This window comes from Streptomyces sp. TRM64462, assembly GCF_013362995.1.
GTDB lineage: Bacteria > Actinomycetota > Actinomycetes > Streptomycetales > Streptomycetaceae > Streptomyces.
In genome coordinates, this window is sequence record NZ_JABWDV010000312.1 from 1 (window position 1) to 19,053 (window position 19,053).

General features: G+C 70.5%; 15 protein-coding genes. 7 read left to right on the plus strand and 8 right to left on the minus strand.

From position 1 onward, the window contains the following. From HTZ82_RS15455 to eccE, 4 genes are all read right to left on the minus strand, one after another. Nucleotides 1–1,140, minus strand: a 1,140-nt coding sequence (locus HTZ82_RS15455; protein WP_309235497.1) for an SCO5717 family growth-regulating ATPase, incomplete at its 3' end; no start/stop codon positions are given. Nucleotides 1,141–1,536: 396 nt separating this feature from the next. Next, nucleotides 1,537–1,770, minus strand: coding sequence for a DUF397 domain-containing protein (locus HTZ82_RS15460; protein WP_175409961.1), 234 nt, complete (start codon nt 1,768–1,770; stop codon nt 1,537–1,539). A 162-nt stretch (nt 1,771–1,932) separates the two neighbouring features. After that, nucleotides 1,933–2,658 (minus strand): hypothetical protein, encoded by a 726-nt coding sequence (locus tag HTZ82_RS15465; RefSeq protein ID WP_175409962.1) that lies wholly within the window; start codon nt 2,656–2,658, stop codon nt 1,933–1,935. Next, nucleotides 2,658–3,866 carry a type VII secretion protein EccE gene (gene eccE / locus HTZ82_RS15470; protein ID WP_375540825.1) on the minus strand — a complete coding sequence of 403 codons (1,209 nt, stop codon included), beginning with the start codon at nt 3,864–3,866 and terminating at the stop codon, nt 2,658–2,660. Before eccE ends, HTZ82_RS15465 begins: the two co-directional genes overlap by 1 nt. Nucleotides 3,867–4,286: 420 nt before the next feature. Between eccE and eccB the strand changes: the two genes are divergently transcribed. The 7 genes from eccB to HTZ82_RS15505 all read left to right on the plus strand — a co-directional run bounded on the left by eccB (nt 4,287) and on the right by HTZ82_RS15505 (nt 11,601). Next, nucleotides 4,287–5,819 carry a type VII secretion protein EccB gene (gene eccB, locus HTZ82_RS15475; RefSeq protein ID WP_175409964.1) on the plus strand — a complete coding sequence of 511 codons (1,533 nt, stop codon included), beginning with the start codon at nt 4,287–4,289 and terminating at the stop codon, nt 5,817–5,819. Between the two features lie 17 nt (nt 5,820–5,836). Further along, on the plus strand, nt 5,837–7,090 hold the full coding sequence (gene mycP / locus HTZ82_RS15480) for a type VII secretion-associated serine protease mycosin (protein WP_175409965.1): 1,254 nt from the start codon (nt 5,837–5,839) through the stop codon (nt 7,088–7,090). A 175-nt stretch (nt 7,091–7,265) separates the two neighbouring features. Continuing rightward, the gene (locus HTZ82_RS15485; RefSeq protein WP_175409966.1) at nt 7,266–7,742 is read left to right on the plus strand and encodes a hypothetical protein; all 477 of its coding nucleotides are present in this window, start codon (nt 7,266–7,268) and stop codon (nt 7,740–7,742) included. A gap of 5 nt (nt 7,743–7,747) precedes the next feature. After that, a complete protein-coding gene (locus HTZ82_RS15490) occupies nt 7,748–9,472 on the plus strand; it encodes a hypothetical protein (protein WP_175409967.1) in 1,725 nt (574 codons plus the stop codon). A 26-nt stretch (nt 9,473–9,498) separates the two neighbouring features. Beyond that, on the plus strand, nt 9,499–10,752 hold the full coding sequence (locus HTZ82_RS15495; protein ID WP_175409968.1) for a S8 family serine peptidase: 1,254 nt from the start codon (nt 9,499–9,501) through the stop codon (nt 10,750–10,752). A 115-nt stretch (nt 10,753–10,867) separates the two neighbouring features. Then, nucleotides 10,868–11,221: a WXG100 family type VII secretion target gene (locus tag HTZ82_RS15500; protein ID WP_175409969.1), complete on the plus strand. Its 354-nt coding sequence runs from the start codon at nt 10,868–10,870 to the stop codon at nt 11,219–11,221. A gap of 77 nt (nt 11,222–11,298) precedes the next feature. Then, nucleotides 11,299–11,601, plus strand: a complete 303-nt coding sequence (locus HTZ82_RS15505; RefSeq protein ID WP_175409970.1) for a WXG100 family type VII secretion target — start codon at nt 11,299–11,301, stop codon at nt 11,599–11,601. 147 nt (nt 11,602–11,748) lie between these two features. On the opposite strand, the gene HTZ82_RS15510 is transcribed toward HTZ82_RS15505, so the two are convergent. The 4 genes from HTZ82_RS15510 to eccCa form a co-directional block, all read right to left on the minus strand. Then, on the minus strand, nt 11,749–12,363 hold the full coding sequence (locus HTZ82_RS15510; protein WP_217624200.1) for a hypothetical protein: 615 nt from the start codon (nt 12,361–12,363) through the stop codon (nt 11,749–11,751). Next, on the minus strand, nt 12,360–14,249 hold the full coding sequence (locus HTZ82_RS15515; RefSeq protein WP_175409971.1) for an alpha/beta hydrolase: 1,890 nt from the start codon (nt 14,247–14,249) through the stop codon (nt 12,360–12,362). Before HTZ82_RS15515 ends, HTZ82_RS15510 begins: the two co-directional genes overlap by 4 nt. Next, nucleotides 14,246–14,689: an amino acid ABC transporter permease gene (locus HTZ82_RS15520; protein ID WP_175409972.1), complete on the minus strand. Its 444-nt coding sequence runs from the start codon at nt 14,687–14,689 to the stop codon at nt 14,246–14,248. The genes HTZ82_RS15515 and HTZ82_RS15520 overlap by 4 nt, the downstream gene beginning before the upstream one ends. A gap of 363 nt (nt 14,690–15,052) precedes the next feature. Continuing rightward, complete coding sequence (gene eccCa / locus HTZ82_RS15525; protein WP_175409973.1) at nt 15,053–19,027, minus strand: type VII secretion protein EccCa; 3,975 nt, start codon at nt 19,025–19,027, stop codon at nt 15,053–15,055. Nucleotides 19,028–19,053: the final 26 nt, after the last annotated feature.

Here is a 19,053-nt window from a genome sequence, read left to right on the forward strand (position 1 = left end):
CTGGGGGGCCGAGCCCTGCGGTGCGAACCCCTGGGGGGCCGAGCCCTGCGGTGCGAACCCCTGCGGGGCCGAGCCCTGCGGTGCGAACCCCTGCGGGGCCGAGCCCTGCGGTGCGAACCCCTGCGAGGCCGCATCGTGCGGAGCAGCGTCCTGCGGGGCAAGGCCCGGCGCGGTCGCGTCCTGCGGGGCGAGGCCCTGGGAGTTCGCGTCCTGCGGGCGCGCATCCTGAGGGGCCGTGCCGAGAGGCGCGGCGGCGGCAGCAGCCGGTTCCGGCTCCTCGGCGCCCTGTACGGCCGCGGGCGCCTCGTCACGTACCTCTTCGGAGCTCTCGCCCCGGTCGTCCGACGCGTCCGCCGGCTCGGCGTCCCCAGCCACCACCGCCACCGGCTCGCCGTCCGTGACCTTCTCCGGGGCCGTACCCTCCGCGGTGGCGCCCTCGGCCTCGCCGTCGGTCGCCGTACCGGCGCCGGCAGCGGCGGCCTGGTCGCCCTCGCCGCCCTCAGCGGCCTTCGCCTGCTCGGCCTGCTGGGCCAGCTCGGCCATCTCGCGCTTCAGCGCCGCCGGAGAGAAGCGCATGGTGGCGCTGCTCTCCAGGTCGCCACCACCGAACGAACGCCCTGCGCCGAAGCCGCCGTCACCGCCGACGGGCGCACCACCGGAGGCCGCGTCACCCGCTACAGGCGCGTCACCCGCTACAGGCGCGTCACCCGCTACAGGCGCGTCACCCGCCACCGGCGCGTCACCCGCCACCGGCGCGTCCCCACCCGCCGCAGCCTCACCGGCGCCCATCGGCCCGGCAGGCGGCGCCGTGGCCGTCCAGTTCGGCTGGAACCCGTTGCCCGGCGGCAGCCCCGGAACGGCGATCGGCTGCCCGGTCGGCGGCGGAGGCGGCGGCGTCGCACCCGGCGGCGGAGGCGGCGTAGTGCCCGTGGGCACGGCACCAGTGGGCGCGGCAGCCGTAGGCGCGGCGGCCGGTGCGGCGCCCGGCGCCCCCGTGTCCGCCGCGTTCTGCGTGTACCAGGCGGGCGGGGTGTAGTCGATGGTGAACTCACCCGTCATCTCGGCGGCATCCGCGTCGGACTGATCGTCGCCGGGCGGCAGGGGCCATCCCTCGCGCATCTCGTCCCGATCGCCGTTCACTTTGCCTCCTGGTGTGGTCGAGCACCCTTGCGCCGTCAATGGGTGAGGGCGACCGTTCCTGTCGTCCGTCCGCTCGGCTCGCCCTGGGGCCTCGCACGCCCGCGCGGGTCTATGGCCGGCTCGTCCCACCCTAATCGCCGACGGTACCCATGCGTCAGGCCCGCCGGTCCGGCAAGAGCCGTCCCCGGCGGGGTTCTTCACCAGCATGTGACGTCGACGTACCGCAACGTGAGGACGACCCACGACAAAAAGGTGCAGAGAGGTGCAGAGTGACGGAGGCTCATCACTCCCTACGAGGCGGACCTCACGCACACCCGGGCCCCGCGCCCGGGTGAAGAAGGCGTGAAGAACGCGCACCGGCGCGCGCACCGGCCGGCGCACCGGCGGCACCGCGGCTCACTGCAGGTCGAACTCCCCGTCCCGCGCGCCGAGCACGAACGCCCGCCACTCCGCCTCGGTGTACCGCAGGACCGTGTCGGGCTGGAGCGACGACCGCATGGCCACCGCGCCGCCCGGCAGGTAGGCGATCTCGACGCGCTCCTCGTCCGGGCTGGTGCCCGGAGCCCCGTGCCACTCGACCCCCGAGATGTCGAGGGCGTACAGCTCGTCCTTCTCCTGTGCGCTGCCCATCGCTCAAGTTCCTTCCGGTCGCCGTGGGATGAATGGGGCGACAGCGATACGCGCCGTCGCCTCCACCGGCATCCTAGGGCGCCTCACCGCCCCGCCACCTGGGCACTTGACAGACGGGCGCCGCGTGCTCGGCGACCGGGGCCGGGGCCGGGCGCCGAAGGCTCAGTCCATCCGCCGGGCCACGCCCAGCAGTCCCGTCTCCGCGTCCGTGCCGCTCGTCATCACCCAGTGCCGCTCACGCCCCGCGCACCACAGCGTCACACCGTCCGCGAGGGTCGGCAGGGCCTCGGTCTCGGCGCGCGACAGGCCCAGTATCCGGCCGATCTGGTCCGCCTCCTGCGGCGAGACCCGCTGCACGCCCACCAGCGCCGCCGCGCGCATCAACCGGGGTGCCACCGGGCTCAGATACGGCAGCAGGGTCAGCACCGACTGCCACGGCGACGACACCACACGCCCGCGCGGCGGCCGCATCCCGCAGTCGCGTACGACGAGAACCGGGCTGCCGACCGTGGCACCCATCGGCGGCACACGCCCCACGTCGTGCAGCGTGATGCACTCGAGACCCGCACCGGCGGCGTGCGCCAGCGACGTCCACGCCTGCGCCCGGCCCGTCTCCACCGCCACGCGGGCACCCGTGCCCGCCGCCCGCAGCGCGAGCACCTGCGCCGTCCAGAGACCGCCGATGAGCAGCACGTCGTACGGCGTCGAGCGGTGGAAGCCCACGATGCGCGGGCTGCCCTCGGCGTCGTCCCCGATCACCACCCCGTCGTCACCGACCGGGAGGGAGAGCGCGGCCAGGCCCCGCACGGACACGCTGTGCCCGGCGTGGCGCGGACCCAGCAGACCCCGGGGGCCCCGAGGCCCGCGCACCGACCCTGTCCCGAACATCAACGCGTCCCTCCCAGCGGCAGCGTCGCCAGCACACCGGGCAGCTGGTCCCGGTCGAGTCGTACGAGTCCGACCTTCGCAGAACGGGCGGCCTGCTCCAACGCGCGCCGCACGCCGATGAGTTCGGTGTCCGAGCCGCCGGTGATCCGCACGTACCCGGCGAGGTTCGCCGTGCCCTGCCGCGTACCGCGATGCATGGCGAGGCTGAACGTGGTCGCGTACGCGGGCGTCGCGGTGAGCAGCGACACCAGCGCGGCCAGCGGTGACGCGCCACGCGCCGCCTGCGCGCCGCCGCCCGCGGAGAGGTCGGGCCAGCGGCCCACCGCGTACGTCGTGTGCCAGCGGTCGTCGCACCGCCAGACGCGCGGCGTCTCGACCGTACGGCGCTGGGGTGCGGCGTCCGGGCGGTGCGCGCGGGCCGCCAGGCGGGGGCTCGCGCAGGCCGCGGTCGCCATGGTGGCGTTCAGCTCCTCCTGGTCCAGCACCACGGCGTCGAACCCGGCGCCCGTGATCCGGCTGGCGATGTGGTCGGCGGCCCGTACCAGGCAGCGCTGCGCGCCCTCGACACCGCCGCCGCGCGCCTCGACGGCCTCGCGGCAGCGCTCCGGGTCCAGCTTGAGCGCGACCCACGTCATGCGCAGCGCCGGCGACCCGGTGCGCTGCTGGAGCGGCGCGTACGAGAGGCGGGCCACGGCCTGCTGCGGCAGGTGCGGCGCCGGGGCGGAACGCACCTGCTGCACCAACTGCACCGACTCCAGGACGATGTCGTCGACCTCCAGGGCCCCGTCCAGCAGCGACAGCGGCAGCGTGCGCGCACCCAGCGCGGGACGCGGGGCCGAGCCGCTCGCCTCGACGCGTACGACGGCCGTGAGGAACGTGCCGTCCCCGAGCATGCCCACGGTGCGCCGCTTGCGGTCGACATAGGGGTACGGGCGGAAGCCCGGCAGCCCCTCGACGATCGGGGCGAGCGACGGGTCCACGTCCGCGGCGGCGGGTCCGGCCGCGCGCTTGCGGCCGCGCAGCGCCAGCGCCGTCGACAGCCAGTCCTGCACGGCGTACCCGCGGCGCCGCAGCACGGCGAGGAGCAGCAGGACGACGGCGACGGTCAGCGTGGGGATGAGCCAGAGCCCGCGCAGGACCGCACCGACCGCGGCCAGCGCCAAAGCCAGCTCGACGAGCACGAGTTGGCGCAGCTGCACGGGGCCGATACGGCTGAACCGCGACAGCGGCCGGGGCGCGGCCAGCGCGGCGCCGCCCGAACGGCCCGCGGAGCGCCCGCCGGTGCGGCGCGCTCCACGCCGGGAGCCGTTGCCGCTGCCGCTGCCGGGGCTTCCGCCCTGGGTGTGCGGGCCCTGATTGCCGTGTTGATTGCTGCGTTGCCGCCGGGAAGGGCCGGCGGAGCGTCGGTCGCCGGACCGCCCCGTGCGTGCGCGCGTCGCCGTACCCATCGCCGCGTTGCCCCCTTGTGTCCGTACGCCCCGTTGTCCCACGGGCCTTGACCGGGCGATCACCCTACCTGAGCGGAGAGACGCGGACGCCAGCAGGCATAGTAGGGGGCGGTGACGACGGAGGCCGCCCTTGCGAGACAGGGAAAGCGGCAGCCCAGCGGGGAGAGGGACAGCGGACAGATGGCATCGCGTCGGGACGAACTCAACGCCTACACCTTCGCGAAGCGGAGACTCGTCGCGCAATTCCTCCAGCCGAACGTGACCGGTTCCGAAGAGGGCGCGCCCCGCCCCCTGCGCGCGGTGATGCCCGGAGCCATCGTGGGCGTCGTGATCCTGGCCGTGTTCGGGGCGTGGGGCATGTTCCGCCCGGTGGCACCCCAGAAGTGGGACCAGCCCGGTGAGAACGTCATCATCGCCAGCAAGTCGACCACCCGCTACGTGGTGTTGAAGACGGACGGCAAGAAGCAGCTCCACCCGGTCCTCAACATGGCGTCCGCGAAGCTGCTGCTCAACCCCGACAAGGGCAAAGTGATCAACGTCGACGAGTCCGTCCTGGACAGCGGCAAGATCCCGCACGGCGCGACCCTCGGCATCCCGTACGCCCCCGACCGCCTCCCCGACCCGAAGGAGGCCGGGTCCGCCAAGCGCTGGGCGGTGTGCGAACGCCCCGTCGAGGGCGGACGGGCCATACAGAAGGCCGCGTTCGTCCTCGCCGAGCGCGAGCACGAGAAGACCGAGGGCAAGAGCCGGCTGAGCGGCGGCGAGCTGCTGTACGTCGAGGGCCCGGCCCCGGAGCGGGTCCGCTACGTCGTGGACGCCTCGGGCACGGCGTACCCCGTCAAGCAGGACGAGCTGCTGCTGCGCCAGCTCGTCGGCCAGGGCCGCGCCCCGCAGCCGGTGTCCGCCGGCTGGCTCGACACCCTGCACAAGGGCGACCGCATCACCTTCCCCGACGTCCCCGGGCAGCCGGGCGCCGACGCGGGCGTGCCCGGCAAGCTGGACCCCGAGGTGAACAAGGTGGGCATGGTGCTCACCGCGACCGACGGCACGAAGAAGCAGCAGTACGTGGTGCTGGAGGGCCGCGTCGCCCCCGTGTCCGACTTCACCGCCAAGCTCCTGCTCAACAGCCGTCAGCTCGTCGAGCTCGGCCAGGACGGCCAGGCGACCTCCGTCAGCGCCGCCACCTTCCAGCCGGGCGAGGCGTTCGGCGACGACGTGAAGTGGCCCCGGCTCGCCCCGACGCCGGTGAACTCCGCGAGCACGGACGAGGGCAGCCGCAACACCGTCTGCAACGTCCTGCGCGAGGTCGACGAGGACGACGGCTCCACGACCCTCAGCACCTGGGCCGGCACCGGCTTCCCCGCCCCGCTGCCGACCGGCTCCAGCAGCGCGTACGTCACGCCCGGCACCGGCCAGCTGTTCCGCCAGTTCAAGGGCTCCCGCACCGACACCGGCTTCCTCTTCCTCGTGACGGACACCGGCCTGCGGTACGCGATGCAGTCCAACGGCGACAGCGCGGCCGACGACTCCGGCATCGGCTCGTCCGGCTCCGAGGAGGAGAAGAAGGCCCGCCTCCAGGAGGCGCAGCAGGCCCAGAACCGGCTCGGCTACAAGGGCGTCGACCCGCTCCCGGTGCCGGCGGCCTGGTCGTCGTTCCTGCCGACGGGCCCGCGTCTGTCGACGGCCGCGGCACGCCAGCCGCAGGGCTCGTGAGCCCGGAGGCGTACGAAATGAAGCTCAAGAAGCCCGCGCACGCGCGCGTAGTACGCGTAGTACCGGTCCTGGCAGCGGCGGCCCTGATGACGCTCACCCTCCCCGCCCCTAGGGCGGTGGCGGACTCCCCGGGCCAGTGCACGTACCCCAGCAAGCCGTACGAGGGCCGCCCCTGGGCGCTGCAGCGGGTCCTGCTCGACGAGGTGTGGAAGCAGTCGACGGGCGCGGGCGTACGGGTCGCCGTCATCGACACGGGCGTCGACGTCCGCCACCCGCAGCTCAAGCCGGCGGTGGACGTCAAGAGCGGCGTCAACCTGCTCCCGAAGGACGCCGAGGACGAGAACGGCAACAAGATCGAGCGCGGCAGGGAGGACGGCACGACCGACGTCGTCGGCCACGGCACGAAGGTCGCGGGCATCATCGCGGCCCGCCCGGCGAAGGGCACGGGTTTCGTCGGCCTGGCGCCGGGCGCCACGATCATCCCGATCCAGCAGAACGACGCGGACGGCAGAGGCACGGCGGCGACGCTGGCGGCGGCGATCGACCACGCGATCGACGAGGACGCCGACGTGATCAACATCTCCCAGGACACGGCGAACGCCATAGAGCCGACGCCGCTGCTCAAGCAGGCCGTGCAACGGGCCCTGGACAAGGAGATCGTGGTGGTCGCCTCGGCGGGCAACGACGGCCTGGGGGGCAACGTGAAGAAGACGTACCCCGCTTCGTACAAGGGCGTCCTGGCGGTGGCGGCCTCCGACCGCAACAACGAACGGGCCCCGTTCTCCCAGTCCGGCGACTTCGTCGGCGTGGCGGCACCCGGTGTGGACATGATCACAACCGTGCCGGGCGGCGGTCACTGCGCCGACAACGGCACCAGTTTCTCGGCCCCTTACGTCGCCGCCATCGCCGCGCTCATCAAGAGCAAGCACAAGGACTGGACGCAGGAGCAGATCGTGGCGCAGATCCAGCAGACCGCGGAACGCTCGATCGCCGGCCACGACCGGCTCGTGGGCTGGGGCGTCGTCGACCCGGTCCGCGCCCTGACGGAGGACGACAAGCCGATCGAGGCCCCGGTCGCCCACGAGGGCGTCACGCGCGCGGAGCCGCCCACCCCGGCGGAGGTCCACCTGGGCGAGACCCCGGAACAGCGCACCGCCCGCCTGGCCACGTACGTCGTCGTGGGCGGCGTCGTCCTGGCCGCGTCGATCGCCGGAGGCGCGGTGGCGGTGCGCGACGCCCGCCGCAGGGCGGCGCGCATGCGAACAACGTGACGATCACGGCTGCAACCGGAGAGACATGTCGCACCGTCATCAACGGAAGCCGCGTGACACGTAAGGCGCTTGGGGCTGTCGGAGGCGCTGGATAGAGTGGCATCTGTGCGATCGCCTAATCAGTCATCAGTACGATCGCAATGCGTGACAGCAGAGCAAACGGGGAGGGACGGGCATGCTGCCTTACGAAGGCGGGCACAGCGGCGGTAACACGGGGGCGGGTGACCTCGCGAAGGGCGCGGGAGCACTGAAGCGCTTCCAGTCCAGGATCGACAAGCTGCTCACGGAATTCGAGAACGGCCCGGGCGGCACGTCCAAGGTGGCCCAGCAGACGATCGCCCGAACCTCCTTCAGCGGCGGCAACCTGCCCTTCGCGGAGGCGGACGGCTTCTTCACGCAGTACAACCGCGTCCACAAGGAGCTGGTCTCCCTCTCCAAGTTCCTCGGCGACCAGATCGAGATGCTGCGGATCGCCGTCCACGCCTCCGAGGTCGGCCTCGACAACGTGGACGAGGACATGCGCCGCCGCTTCCACACCATCGACGCCAGGCTGCGCGAGGCACACGCGGAGCAGGAGGCCCGCGAGCGCGCTCAGCAGGGTAACCAGCAGCCCCGCAACGACGCGAAGACCGGCATGAAGGACCTGGGGTAACGCCGATGACGAGGGAAGACACGCAGCAGGCCATCGAAGAGCAGGCACAGGCGCAGGAGCAGCACCAGGTCGAGCAACAGGCCGGGATCCAGGCGAAGTACAACATCACCAACGCCTACGAGGTTGCCGCATCGACGTTCCAGCGCATCGGCTTCGGCCCCGGCAGCGGCCCCGGGGGCATCTTCGGCAAGACGGACTTCGAGAACGCCCGCCTCAACGCGATGCTGGACCTCCTCGAGTCGGCCAACCCGGAGGACCTGGAGTCCGCCGGCAAGGCCCTGGGGGCTGCCCGCAAGGCCCTCAACGAGGCGGCGACGGAACTGATGACCTCCGTCGCGGCTGTGGAGTGGAAGGGCGAGGCGGCCACCGAGTTCGAACGCTTCGGCAACGAACTCGCCAAGTACACCTGGAACCTGGCGTCCTTCGCCAACGTGGCGGGCAAGCAGATGGAGGTCGCGAGCACGGGCCTCGCCTCGGTCCGCAGCGCCCGCCCACCCCGCGACACCCGCGCCGACCAGCGCAAGCCCACGGAGTTCCCCCCGGAGGAACGCACCGACGACAACCCGGAGTACCAGAAGGCCGTCAAGGTCGAGCGGGACCGCCAGGAAGCCATCAACCAGATGAACCGCCTGGCGTCGTTCTACGCGGTCTCGGAACAGACCCTGGCAAGCCAGGAGGCCCCGCCGCTGCCGCCGAAGCTGAAGGCGGACGTGCCGCGGCCACGCACGCTGCGAGAGGATCCCGCCGGATCCGGTGCCTCCCCCGGCCATGTTCCGCAGGGGTCGCAGACGCAGCAGGCCACCTCGTACGGCGCGGAGCGGGGTGGCACGGCTGGTGTGCCGTCCCGAACGGAAGGCATCGGGTCTATGCCGTCGACGCCCACGTTGGACACCTCGATGCAGATCGACACCGTCGCCGCGCCACCGCCTCAGACCGCCCCGGTCGGTCCTGCGCCGTCCCCGTCGGCTCCTGGCCCTACAACGAGCTCTGGCCCTCACCTGCCGCCTTTGGTAACGGGCCTGACGAACCCTGCACGAACCCCGAACTTCCGGGCGACGGGCACGCCGGGTCAAGGCAAGACCGGCGGCCCGACGGCTAACGCGATGGGTCGTTCGGGCACGAGTGGCGGCAGCAACAGCACCGCTACCGGACGTAGCGGCTCTCCAGTGGGGCGAGCGGGAACGACGGGCCAGCCGAGTGCCGTGGGCCGGTCAACGTCCACCGGCGGAGGGCAGGGCCGTGTCGGCGGAACCAGCGGTCAGAGCCCCATCGTCGGCCGCCCCAGCGCAACGGGACAGCCCATGGCGGGACGGGCAGGTACGGCAGGCCCCACCTCAGCAGGCCGTGCGAACGGCATCGTCGGCGGTACGCCGCAGCAGCGCGCTGCCGGTGGCTCCAGTGGTTCTCGTATCCCCCGCGGAACGGTGATCGGCGGCCAGGGCGCGCCTCAGGGCCGTAGCTCTGTGGCCAGACCCGGCCAGGCAGGCGTCATCGGAGCGAACCAGGGAGCGGGATCCGCACGCCCCACGGGACGCGGCACCCCGAGCGTGAACGGAGTCGTCGGCGCTCCTCGACAGGGCGCTGCTCCAGGGACTGCACGCCCCCCGCGCAATCAGTCGGGAGACCGCGAGGAGGAGCGCAACGCCTCGGCACGCCCCGACTACCTGACGGAAGACGAAGAGACCTGGGCGGCCCGCCGACGTGGCGCCGTACCGCCGGTGATCGACTGAGTACAGGGAAAGGCGCAGGGAGCAGGATGACAGCAGGAACAACGCACCGAATTCGGCGGCGACTGTCGTACACATTCGCGCTGGTCGGTGCGTGGACCATCGGCTTCGCCGGCCTGGCTCCGGCCGCAGTCGCGGAGGATGTACGGGCGAAGCAGTGGTACCTGAATGCGATGCACGCCGAGGACATCTGGAAGAAGGAGACCGGCGAAGGCATCAAGGTTGCTGTCATCGATTCAGGTGTTAATTCCTCCACGCCGTCACTCAAGGGGCAGGTTCTCAAAGGGTTTGACGCTACCGAGACGGATGGAAAGACAGACGACTACGTAGGTCATGGGACAACCATGGCGGAACTGATCGCCGGAACGGGGCGAAGCGGGGGCCTTCAAGGGCTGGCGCCAGGTGCCAAGATCATCCCCATTCGTATCCGCCTTGAGGGAGCACCTTTCCCCGAGAAGAACGTCTGGGATGAAGCAGACGCCATCCGTGCCGCAGCAGACAGCGATGCGCAAATCATCAACATGTCGTATGGCGGCATCGGCTTGACCAGTCGGTTGGAGAAGGCGGTCAAGTATGCCCATAGCAAGGGGAAGTTGATGTTCGCCGCTGTGGGTAACTCCGGCGACGAGGAAAACATGCGTGAGTACCCGGGCGCTTTTCCGGAAGTCGTCGGCGTTGCCGCGACCAACAGCGAAGGCACGGTGGGTGACTTCTCCCAGCACGGGGACTTCGTGGACATCGCTGCACCCGGCTTGGACATTCCCGGCTGGTGTGACGCGACATTCACGCGATACTGCGACGGCAAGCAGGGCACCAGCCATGCGACCGCCATCGCCTCCGCCACGGCCGCGCTCATCTGGTCCGCGCACCCCAACTGGACAGCGAACCAGGTACTGCGCGTCATGTTCGAGAGCGCGGCGCGGGGCGACGACTGGAAGCCGGGCACCGTCAGCAACTACCTCGGCTACGGCATCGTGCGTCCCAACGCGCACATCACACGCGGCCTCGGCAAGCCAGGCGACCCCAACGTCAGCCCGCTCCCGGACATGGCCGGCGCCTCAGGCGCATCACCGTCCGCATCCGCATCCCCCGGCTCCTCTGCACCAGCTTCGTCACAGGCACCGGCAGGCGACCCCAGTCCGGACACTGCCGTGGCAGGCTCCAGCTCGGCGTCAGCCGACGACGGAGGCGGCCTGCCCGTATGGGCGTTCGGCGCCATCGCCGCCGCGGTGGTGATCGGGGGCGGAACCATCGCCGTCGTACGGAAGCGCCGCAGGGCCTGACCGGCCATCGGACTTCGGGCTCTGAGACTTTCCGCCCACGTCAGGCTTCACCTCTCACCACCTGGTGAAGCGCAACACACCAGTCACAAGAGAAATTCGGAAGGGATACGCAACCGTGGCAGGACAGCGGCTTACAGACCAGCAAGTCATTAAGCTCGAGAGGGAGCTCCTCGACAAGTTCAACTCGATCAAGGGTCAGCTCCAGCAGATTCAGGGCACGATCGACAGCCTTGAGGGCCAGTGGAAGGGTATCGGCGCGGGGGCGTTCAACACGAAGCAGCACGAGATCAACACCTCGATGGTGGGTCTCGGGAAGATCCTCGCCAAGTTCCTCGAGGGCCTGAGCGCCTCAAGGAAGATCAAGGATGGCACGGAGGACGAGGTCCTCGCTGCTGTGCAGAGCATCAACGTCGATCTCGGCGTCGGTACCAGTGCCGCTGCCCCGAAGTCGAACCTCAGCGGCCTCTAGAACTACCGGGCGCACTCGATGTCGGCACGCCGGAAGCCGAATCGCCGAATGACAACAACAGGTGAGATGAGGGAATCATGGGCATGAACTCAGGAGACGAGCTCGTCGTCAAGTACGACGCTCTCGACGTGGCGGCGACCACGCTCGGTAACCAGGCCAAGAAGCTGGAGGAAGACCTGCGGAGCATCAGGGCGGCCATGGTCGCGGTCGCCGCCGGCTGGGAAGGCGAGGCACACGCCGCCTACGTCCAGGAACAGCAGAAGTGGGACAAGGAAGCCGCGGACATCCACCGGGCTCTCATGCAGATCGGCCAGGTCGTGGCAAGGGCAGGCGGCGACTACATGGGTGGCGACAAGAAGGCCGCCGGCTACTTCCTCTAGGCCCTGAAGGCCGTACGCAGGAAGTCGGGTGGGCACGTGCGAGGGGTGCCCACCCTTCTCCATGCCTGCCAGCCGACTCCGCCCTCTGCTCATCGCTCCGCTGAGCAGAGGGCGGTGCTGGTGGGGCGCGCCCTCGCTACCCTGCCGTCAGCCGCCGCTGGGAGAGGACGACGGCACCGGGGTGTTCGCGGACCAGAACGGGGACTTGATGTACGGCAGGCCCTCGGCTTCCGGTGAGTCCGGGTCGAACGGCTCGGCGGGAGGCACGGTGACCTCTGACTCGGCCACACAGGGCGACATGACGCTGAAGAACGCCTGACCCTTGTAGCCGATGTCGACCGTGATTTGGAAGCCCTCCGGAGTGCGGGCGAAGACCGCAGGCTGCTCCTTGTTCGGGCGAACCGCGGTGATCTCGTAGCCCTGCTTCTTCCAGTAACGCTCGACGACGCCCACGAAACTGCCGCGCCGCTCCGCGGAGATCACCGTCATGACGTGCCGCCTCCGGGTGACCTGGCCGGTCCCTGTGGCGTCGTTCTTGAAATCGGTGCAGATGGGGTCGCTGGACGGCCCTCGCCGCGTCTCCACAGGGGGCTTGATCGCGGCCAGGGTGGCGTCCAGGATCTGCTCCGCCTGCTCACCGGCCTGCTGCATGTTCACGTTCTGCGCCTTTCCCTTGGGACCGGTCCCGTCGCCACTGTCGATCAGGCCGCAGCCGGACACGACAAATGCGGCAAGCACCATGGCGAGCGTGCGGTGTTTCATCGGTGCTTCTCCGGGATGATGAGTTCGGGCTGGCCCGCGACGACAGCGGCAATGTTCTTGGCCGACACGGGGTCCTCCTGCGGATTGAAATAGTTGGAGTGAGCGGGTGTGGCGCCCTCGCCGTCGATGATCGGCCGCGGACCGTCGTCCACCATCATGCGGTTGGCGCCGAAGGCCGCGCTGGCCGGGTCCTTGCCGAACCAGATGTCGTCGTCGCCCTGGTCGGCGATGTCCCCGGCAAGGTACGACACCAGTGGACCGCCGACGAAGAAGCCGGCCGTTCCGGCGGCGGCCTCCTTCTTGGAGGGCAGCATCGTGACCGGGTCGTTGTCGGCGGCGCCCACGAAAACGTGGTCCTTGCCGACTCCCAGGTCCTCCGCCTTGTCCACGCCGACACCGGGACTGCCGAGGAGCACGATGTCATCCGCACCGGGTATGCCGCCGGGCTCCTGTGTGGCGGCGCCCACCAGCCGCGAGCCGTAGGAGTGCCCGATGGCCGTCAGATGCGGATCCCCGTGGTCGTTGGTGGCAGCCAGCCCGCTCATGAACGAGTTGTAAGCGGGAGCGCCCTTCTCGGCCCGTTCTGCGGACATTACCTCGGTGTTCGACAGCAGGGTCTCGGCGTCCACGCCGCCGAGCTGCGGCGGGTCGTACCCCAGCCACACGATGGCGGCGCTGGAGGGGTCCCTCTCGCGTGCACCGACCGCGGTGTCGTGCGCCCGCTTGACGTCGTTGCGGGCGAAGTCCTCGTCCAGCGCCGTACCGAGACCGGGCACGTACGCGGCGACGTTCTTCGACGTGTCGGGGTTGCCGAAGGCCACGGCGGCCCGGCCGGTGCCCTCATCGCCGATGCTGAGCAGGAACGCCGGCGGCTCCGCCGGATTCTTCAGACGCTCCGCCGCGTTCAGTTCCAACTGATGCCGGATCTCCTTCAGCCCGCCGAGCCGGGCCTCGGCCGTCTCGCCCTTCTTCCCCTCGTACTCGGCGATCAGCAGGTCGAGGTTCTGCCGGTTGGCCTCATCCCGCACCAGCGCCGGGATGCCGTCCAGGTTGCCGAGGACGTCCGGGTAGCTCGCCAGGTACTCGTCGCGCTGCTCGTCGCTCAGGTTGTCCCACCATTCCTTGCGCTCGGCGGGCGACTTGTCGAGCGGGATCTCCTTCTTCATGAAGTCGCCCGTCGCGTCGCGCACTGCACCCATGTCCGCTGCCGCGTCCGCCCAGGTCTTGGAGTCCACGGTGAGGCCGTCCGCCGCCTTGAGCTTGCTCAGCGTCTGTTGGAATCGCCCGTCCGTCTCGCGAGCGTCGCGCAGCGCCATGGCGATGCGGTTGGCTATGTCCTGGGCCTTGCCATGGTGCGGGTTGGGGTTGATCAGTCCGCCCGGCGTGTACAGGGAGCCGCCGCCGAGCAACCCGTTGTTGCCCCCGCCGTGGAGCCCGTAGCCTCCCCCGGTGAACAAGCCGCTGTTGCCGATCACCCTGCCGCCAGGGACCGGCTTGCCGGTCAGCTCGTTCCCGCCGCCGGCCGGGTAGTCGACGCTGCCGTCCTCGTTGACCGTGTACGAATTGGCGGCCGCGTCGGCGAGCGCCTCCTTCAGCCGTCGCTGCGGCGAGGCCAGCTCGGAGGAGAGCCCGCTGACCGCCGTCCTGATGAGCCCGCACTCGGTCTTGATGTAGTCGTAGTTGCGGCTCAGGCGCTTGAACCTGCTCACGGCGGCCTTGGCCGACTCGCTGTCCTGCGTTTTCGACAGCGCACCGTCCATGTCGCCGTCGACCCTGGTCTGTGCCGCGTCAGCGTGCCGGGACGCCGCCCCCCAACTGTCGGCGGCCTCATCGAGTTCCGTCAGCTTCAGATCACGCAGTTGCTGCCACGTGAGCTCGGAGGTCACCTGGGATCACCTGCCTTCGGCGTGTGTACGCCGTCGGCCTTCGCACCGGTCGCGATGTCCGTGCCCTTCAGGTCCTTCGGCACCTGCCGCAGTTTGGGCTCCAGCGCGTCGCATTCGTCTGCCACCGCCTTCAGGCGGTTCTCCCACGAGGTCAGGACACTCTTCAGCTCGGTGAGACTGGCGAGCCCAGTAAGACCGCCGGACATGCCCGCATGCCCCTTCGTCAGGTTGCTCTTGGATGTGCTGGTGTTGACTCCCAGGTCGTGGGCCGTCGCGGCAGCGCGATTCCACGGCTTCGCGGAGTGCTTCAGACCCTGGCCGTCGGCGCCCCCAGACGTGCCACCGCCCCCGCCTTCGGCCGGTCTCTGGTTGAGCTGCATCTGTGTCGCTTGGCGCTCAGCGGCTTGGCTCTTGAGCTGTTCCCACTCGTCCCACGGCATGTGCACTTCCTTCCCCTTGTGTGTCGGACACTGGATACGGCGACCGGATCGACCTCGCGCTCACCTTTTCGGGCACGACGCTGTCCGCGACCTCGGCTCCGAGAATCGAAGCAGACAGGCGCGAGGGAATCCGGAACCGGCTGATTCGCAGAGGGCTTGGCCGTCACGGTCAAGCAGACGGTGCCGCCGTCCACGTCCACGTCGTAGTGCTAAACAGGAAGCGCCACCAGACTGCGCGGTGGTCGGCCAAGCCCACGGCCACACGAACCCCAAGCCCCACACCACCCGTAGAGGGTCGGTCCTTTCGCCGGCCTCCGTCCGCTGTCCCACAGCACTGGCACAGGCGAGGGCTGTGCTTTCGCCTCACTCCGGATCCCCCATCCACCCAGTCTGTACCAGACGGTTGCCCCGCTGCCGCGAGACGAACACCCCCCGGCCCGCCGGCATCGGGCGCATACGCGCGCCACCGAGCACGGCCCCTTCCTGCGGGTCGCCGGAGAGCAGGACGCCCTGCGCGCCGAGTTCCATCATCCGCTGCGTGAAGGGCTCGTACGCCGCACGGCTCGCGCCCGCACCGTGGCGGGCGATGATGAAGCGGACACCCACGTCACGGGCGAACGGCAGGTGCTCGGTCAGCGGGGCCAGCGGGTTGCCGCTCGACGTTGACACCAGGTCGTAGTCGTCGACTACCACAAAGATTGTCGGGCCCTGCCACCAACTGCGGTCGCGCAGTTGCTGGGCCGTGACGTCTGCGGACGGAGTGCGGCGCTGCATCAGGTCCGCGAGCGCGTCCACATGATGGGCCATGTTGTTGGACATGGGAACGTACTCCGCCAGATGGGTGGCGGGGGTGACGTTGAGCAGGGCACGCCGGTTGTCGATCACAAAGAACTTTGCGGAGTTCCCGTCGTACCTCTCCGTCACCTGTTTGATCAGCAGCCGCAACAGGTTCGACTTGCCCGACTCGCTGTCACCGAAGACCAGGAAGAACGGGTCCCGGTCGAAGTTGGCGAAGACCGGTTCCAGATGGTCCTCGTCGATCGCGAAGGCCACGCCGCGCTGGGGCTCCGCGAACCCTGCGGGCAGGCCGTTCACCGGGAGCTCGCGAGGCAGCAGGCGCACCTTCGGGGCAGCCGGGCCGGTCCAGTGGCGGGCGATATCCTGGCCCATCGCGGCCGTGGCCTCGGCCAGGTCGCTGTCGGACGTGATGCCGTCGATGCGCGGTACGGCGGTCATGAAGTGCAGCTTCTCCGGGGTCAGACCGCGGCCGGGCACACCGCTCGGGACGTTGATCGCCATCTTGCGGTCCACCTCCGAGTCCATCGGGTCACCCAGACGCAGCTCGAGCCGGTTCATCAGGTGGTCCTTGATGTTGGAGCGGACCTCCATGGAACGCGACGCCGCGAGGACCACATGGATGCCGTAGCCGAGGCCGCGCGCCGCCATGTCCAGCACCGCCGGCTCGAGGCCCTCGTATTCCGTGCGGAAGTTGCCCCAGCCGTCGATGACCAGGAACACGTCGCCGTGGGGCTGATCCTCGACAGTGATGTCACCGCGCTCCCGCAGCCGGCGGTAAGTGGCGATGGAGTCGATGCCCGAGGCGCGGAAGTACTCCTCCCGGCGCTCCATGATGCCGAACACCTCGGAGACGGTACGCCGCACCTTCTCCGGATCGAGCCGTGACGCGATGCCACCGACGTGCGGCAAGCCCGCGACCGCCGACAGACCGCCGCCACCGAAGTCGAGGCCGTAGAACTGCACCTCGTGCGGGGTGTGCGTGAGCGCGAAGGCGGAGATCAGCGTCCGCAGCAACGTCGACTTGCCCGACTGGGGGCCGCCGACGATCTGCATATGGCCGGCCGCACCCGAGAAGTCCCGGTAGAGGGTGTCGCGGCGCTGCTCGAAGGGCTTGTCCACCACCCCCAGGGGGACGACCAGGCGGCCCGCGCCCTCGAAGCCGGGCTGCGTCAGCCCGCGCCCCTGCACCTCCGCGAGCCCCGGCAGCAGCTCGTCCAGCGGCGGCGGGTTGTCCAGCGGCGGCAGCCACACCTGGTGGGCCTCCACGCCGCGCCCCTCCAGCCGCCGCACGATGACGTCCAGCACCGTGTCGGCCAGCGCGTCGTCCTCGGCCCGGGCGCCCGCGTCCGGTTCGGCGGTGCGCGTCGTCGGCTCCACGTACCGGATCGGCACCGGCGCCGCCGTGAACGGCACCGGCTGCCGGTCCACCGGAAGCGGCCCGCCCGCGGCAGTGAGCCGCTGCGCGTTCGAACGGTAGACCCCGGAGACGTACGCCGCCTTGAACCGGACCATTTCATCCGTACCGAACTTCAGATAGCCGGAGCCCGGCACGTTCGGCAGGTGGTACGCGTCGGGCACACCGATCGCCGCCCGCGACTCGGCCGCTGAGAACGTCCGCAGACCGATCCGGTACGACAGGTACGTCTCCAGGCCCCGCAGCCGGCCCTCCTCCAGGCGCTGCGACGCCAGCAGCAGGTGCACGCCCAGCGAGCGGCCGATACGGCCGATCTGCACGAACATCTCGATGAAGTCGGGCTTCGCGGTCAGCAGCTCGCTGAACTCGTCGATGACCAGGACCAGGGACGGGATCGGCTGCAGCGCGGCACCGGCCGCGCGCGCCTTCTCGTAGTCGTGGATGTTGGCGTAGTTGCCCGCGTCGCGCAGCATCTCCTGGCGGCGGTTGAGCTCACCGCGGATGGAGTCGCCCATGCGGTCCACGAGCGTCAGGTCGTCCGCCAGGTTGGTGATGACGGCCGCGACATGCGGCATCTGCGACATGCCCGCGAACGTCGCACCACCCTTGAAGTCGGCGAGTACGAAGTTCAGCGTCTCCGACGAGTGCGTGACCGCCAGGCCCAGCACCAGCGTACGCAGCAGCTCCGACTTGCCGGAACCCGTTGCGCCCACGCACAGGCCGTGCGGGCCCATGCCCTCCTGCGCGGCCTCCTTCAGGTCCAGCATCACGGGCGAGCCGTCCTCGCCGACACCGATCGGCACCCGCAGCCGCTCCGACTGCGAACGCGGCCGCCAGGTCCGGCTCACGTCGACCGACGCCGCGTCACCGAGGTTCAGCAGGTCGGTGAACTCCAGGTTGGCGAGCAGCGGCTCGTCGTCGTCACCGCCCGACGCCATGCGCAGCGGCGCCAGCTGGCGGGCCAGCGCCTCGGCGCCCTCCAGGCTCAGCCCGTCGGGCGTTCCGTCGTAGACCAGACCGTGCCCCGACTCCAGCCGCAGCGCGTCGGGGTGCACCACCACCGACAGCTGGCCGCGCGCCGCCGCGCCCTCGCCCGGGACGACCTCGATGATCGTGACGCCCTGCAGCCCCTCCGCGGCGGCGAGCGGCGACATCGGCGCCACCGTCTGCCCGTCGAGCACCACCACCACATGCGGCCGGTCCAGCAGCGGACTGTCCCCGCCCTGGAACCGCGGCCGCCCCTCCAGCAGCCCCGCCAGCAGGTCCTGCAGATCCATCGGGTCCGCCGTGATCAGGCGCCGGCTCCCCGCCCCGTCCACGGCACCCCGCGCCTGGACGTGCGGAAGCCACTTCGCCCACTCCCAGTGCCCCGCGGCGTCCCGCCCCGTACCGACGGCCACCACCAGGTCCTCGGGCGAGTGCAGCGAGGCCAGCGAACCCACCATCGCGCGCGCGGCCGCCCGCACCGCCTCCTGCTCGCCGCTCACCGTCACGTGGTAGAACGCCCGCAGCGACACCGCCATCGGCAGCCCGTCCAGCGTCCCGTGCGTCGCCAGGAACTGCCGCATCGCACCGGCCGTCAGCGGCTCCAGATCGTCGACGGGCGCCGTCTCCGGAGCCAGGAGCGGCGTCGCGAGCTGCTGGCTGCCCAGACCGATGCGCACCTGCCCGAAGTCGGCGTCGCCCACCCGCCGCTCCCACACCCGGCTGCCCTCGGCGACCAGCGCCCACAGCTGCTCCGGGGACGGATGCAGATAGAACTGGGCGTCCCGCTGGAGCCGCGCCGTGCGCAGCACCGCACGCCTCGTCTGGTTCAGGTACTTGAGGTAGTCGCGGCGCAGATCCGCCAGCTGCCCCTGCGTACCGCGCCGGTACCGCACGAGCATCGCGATGCCCATGGCGACGGTCGACGCGATCATCACCATGCCCATGATCCGCATGATCGGATTCGGGGTCATGAAGAAGAAGACCACGGATCCGCCCATGCCGAGCATGGGCAGGATCTGCATCAGAGCGCCCTCCTGCTGCCCTCTCGGCAGCTCGGGCGGTGGTTGCACCTGCACCTGCTCGCTGGGTACGTCGGACGGCAGGACCCGTGGTGGGCGCTTGACGACGATCTGACTCACAGCTCACCAATTCCCTTGCCGGACGG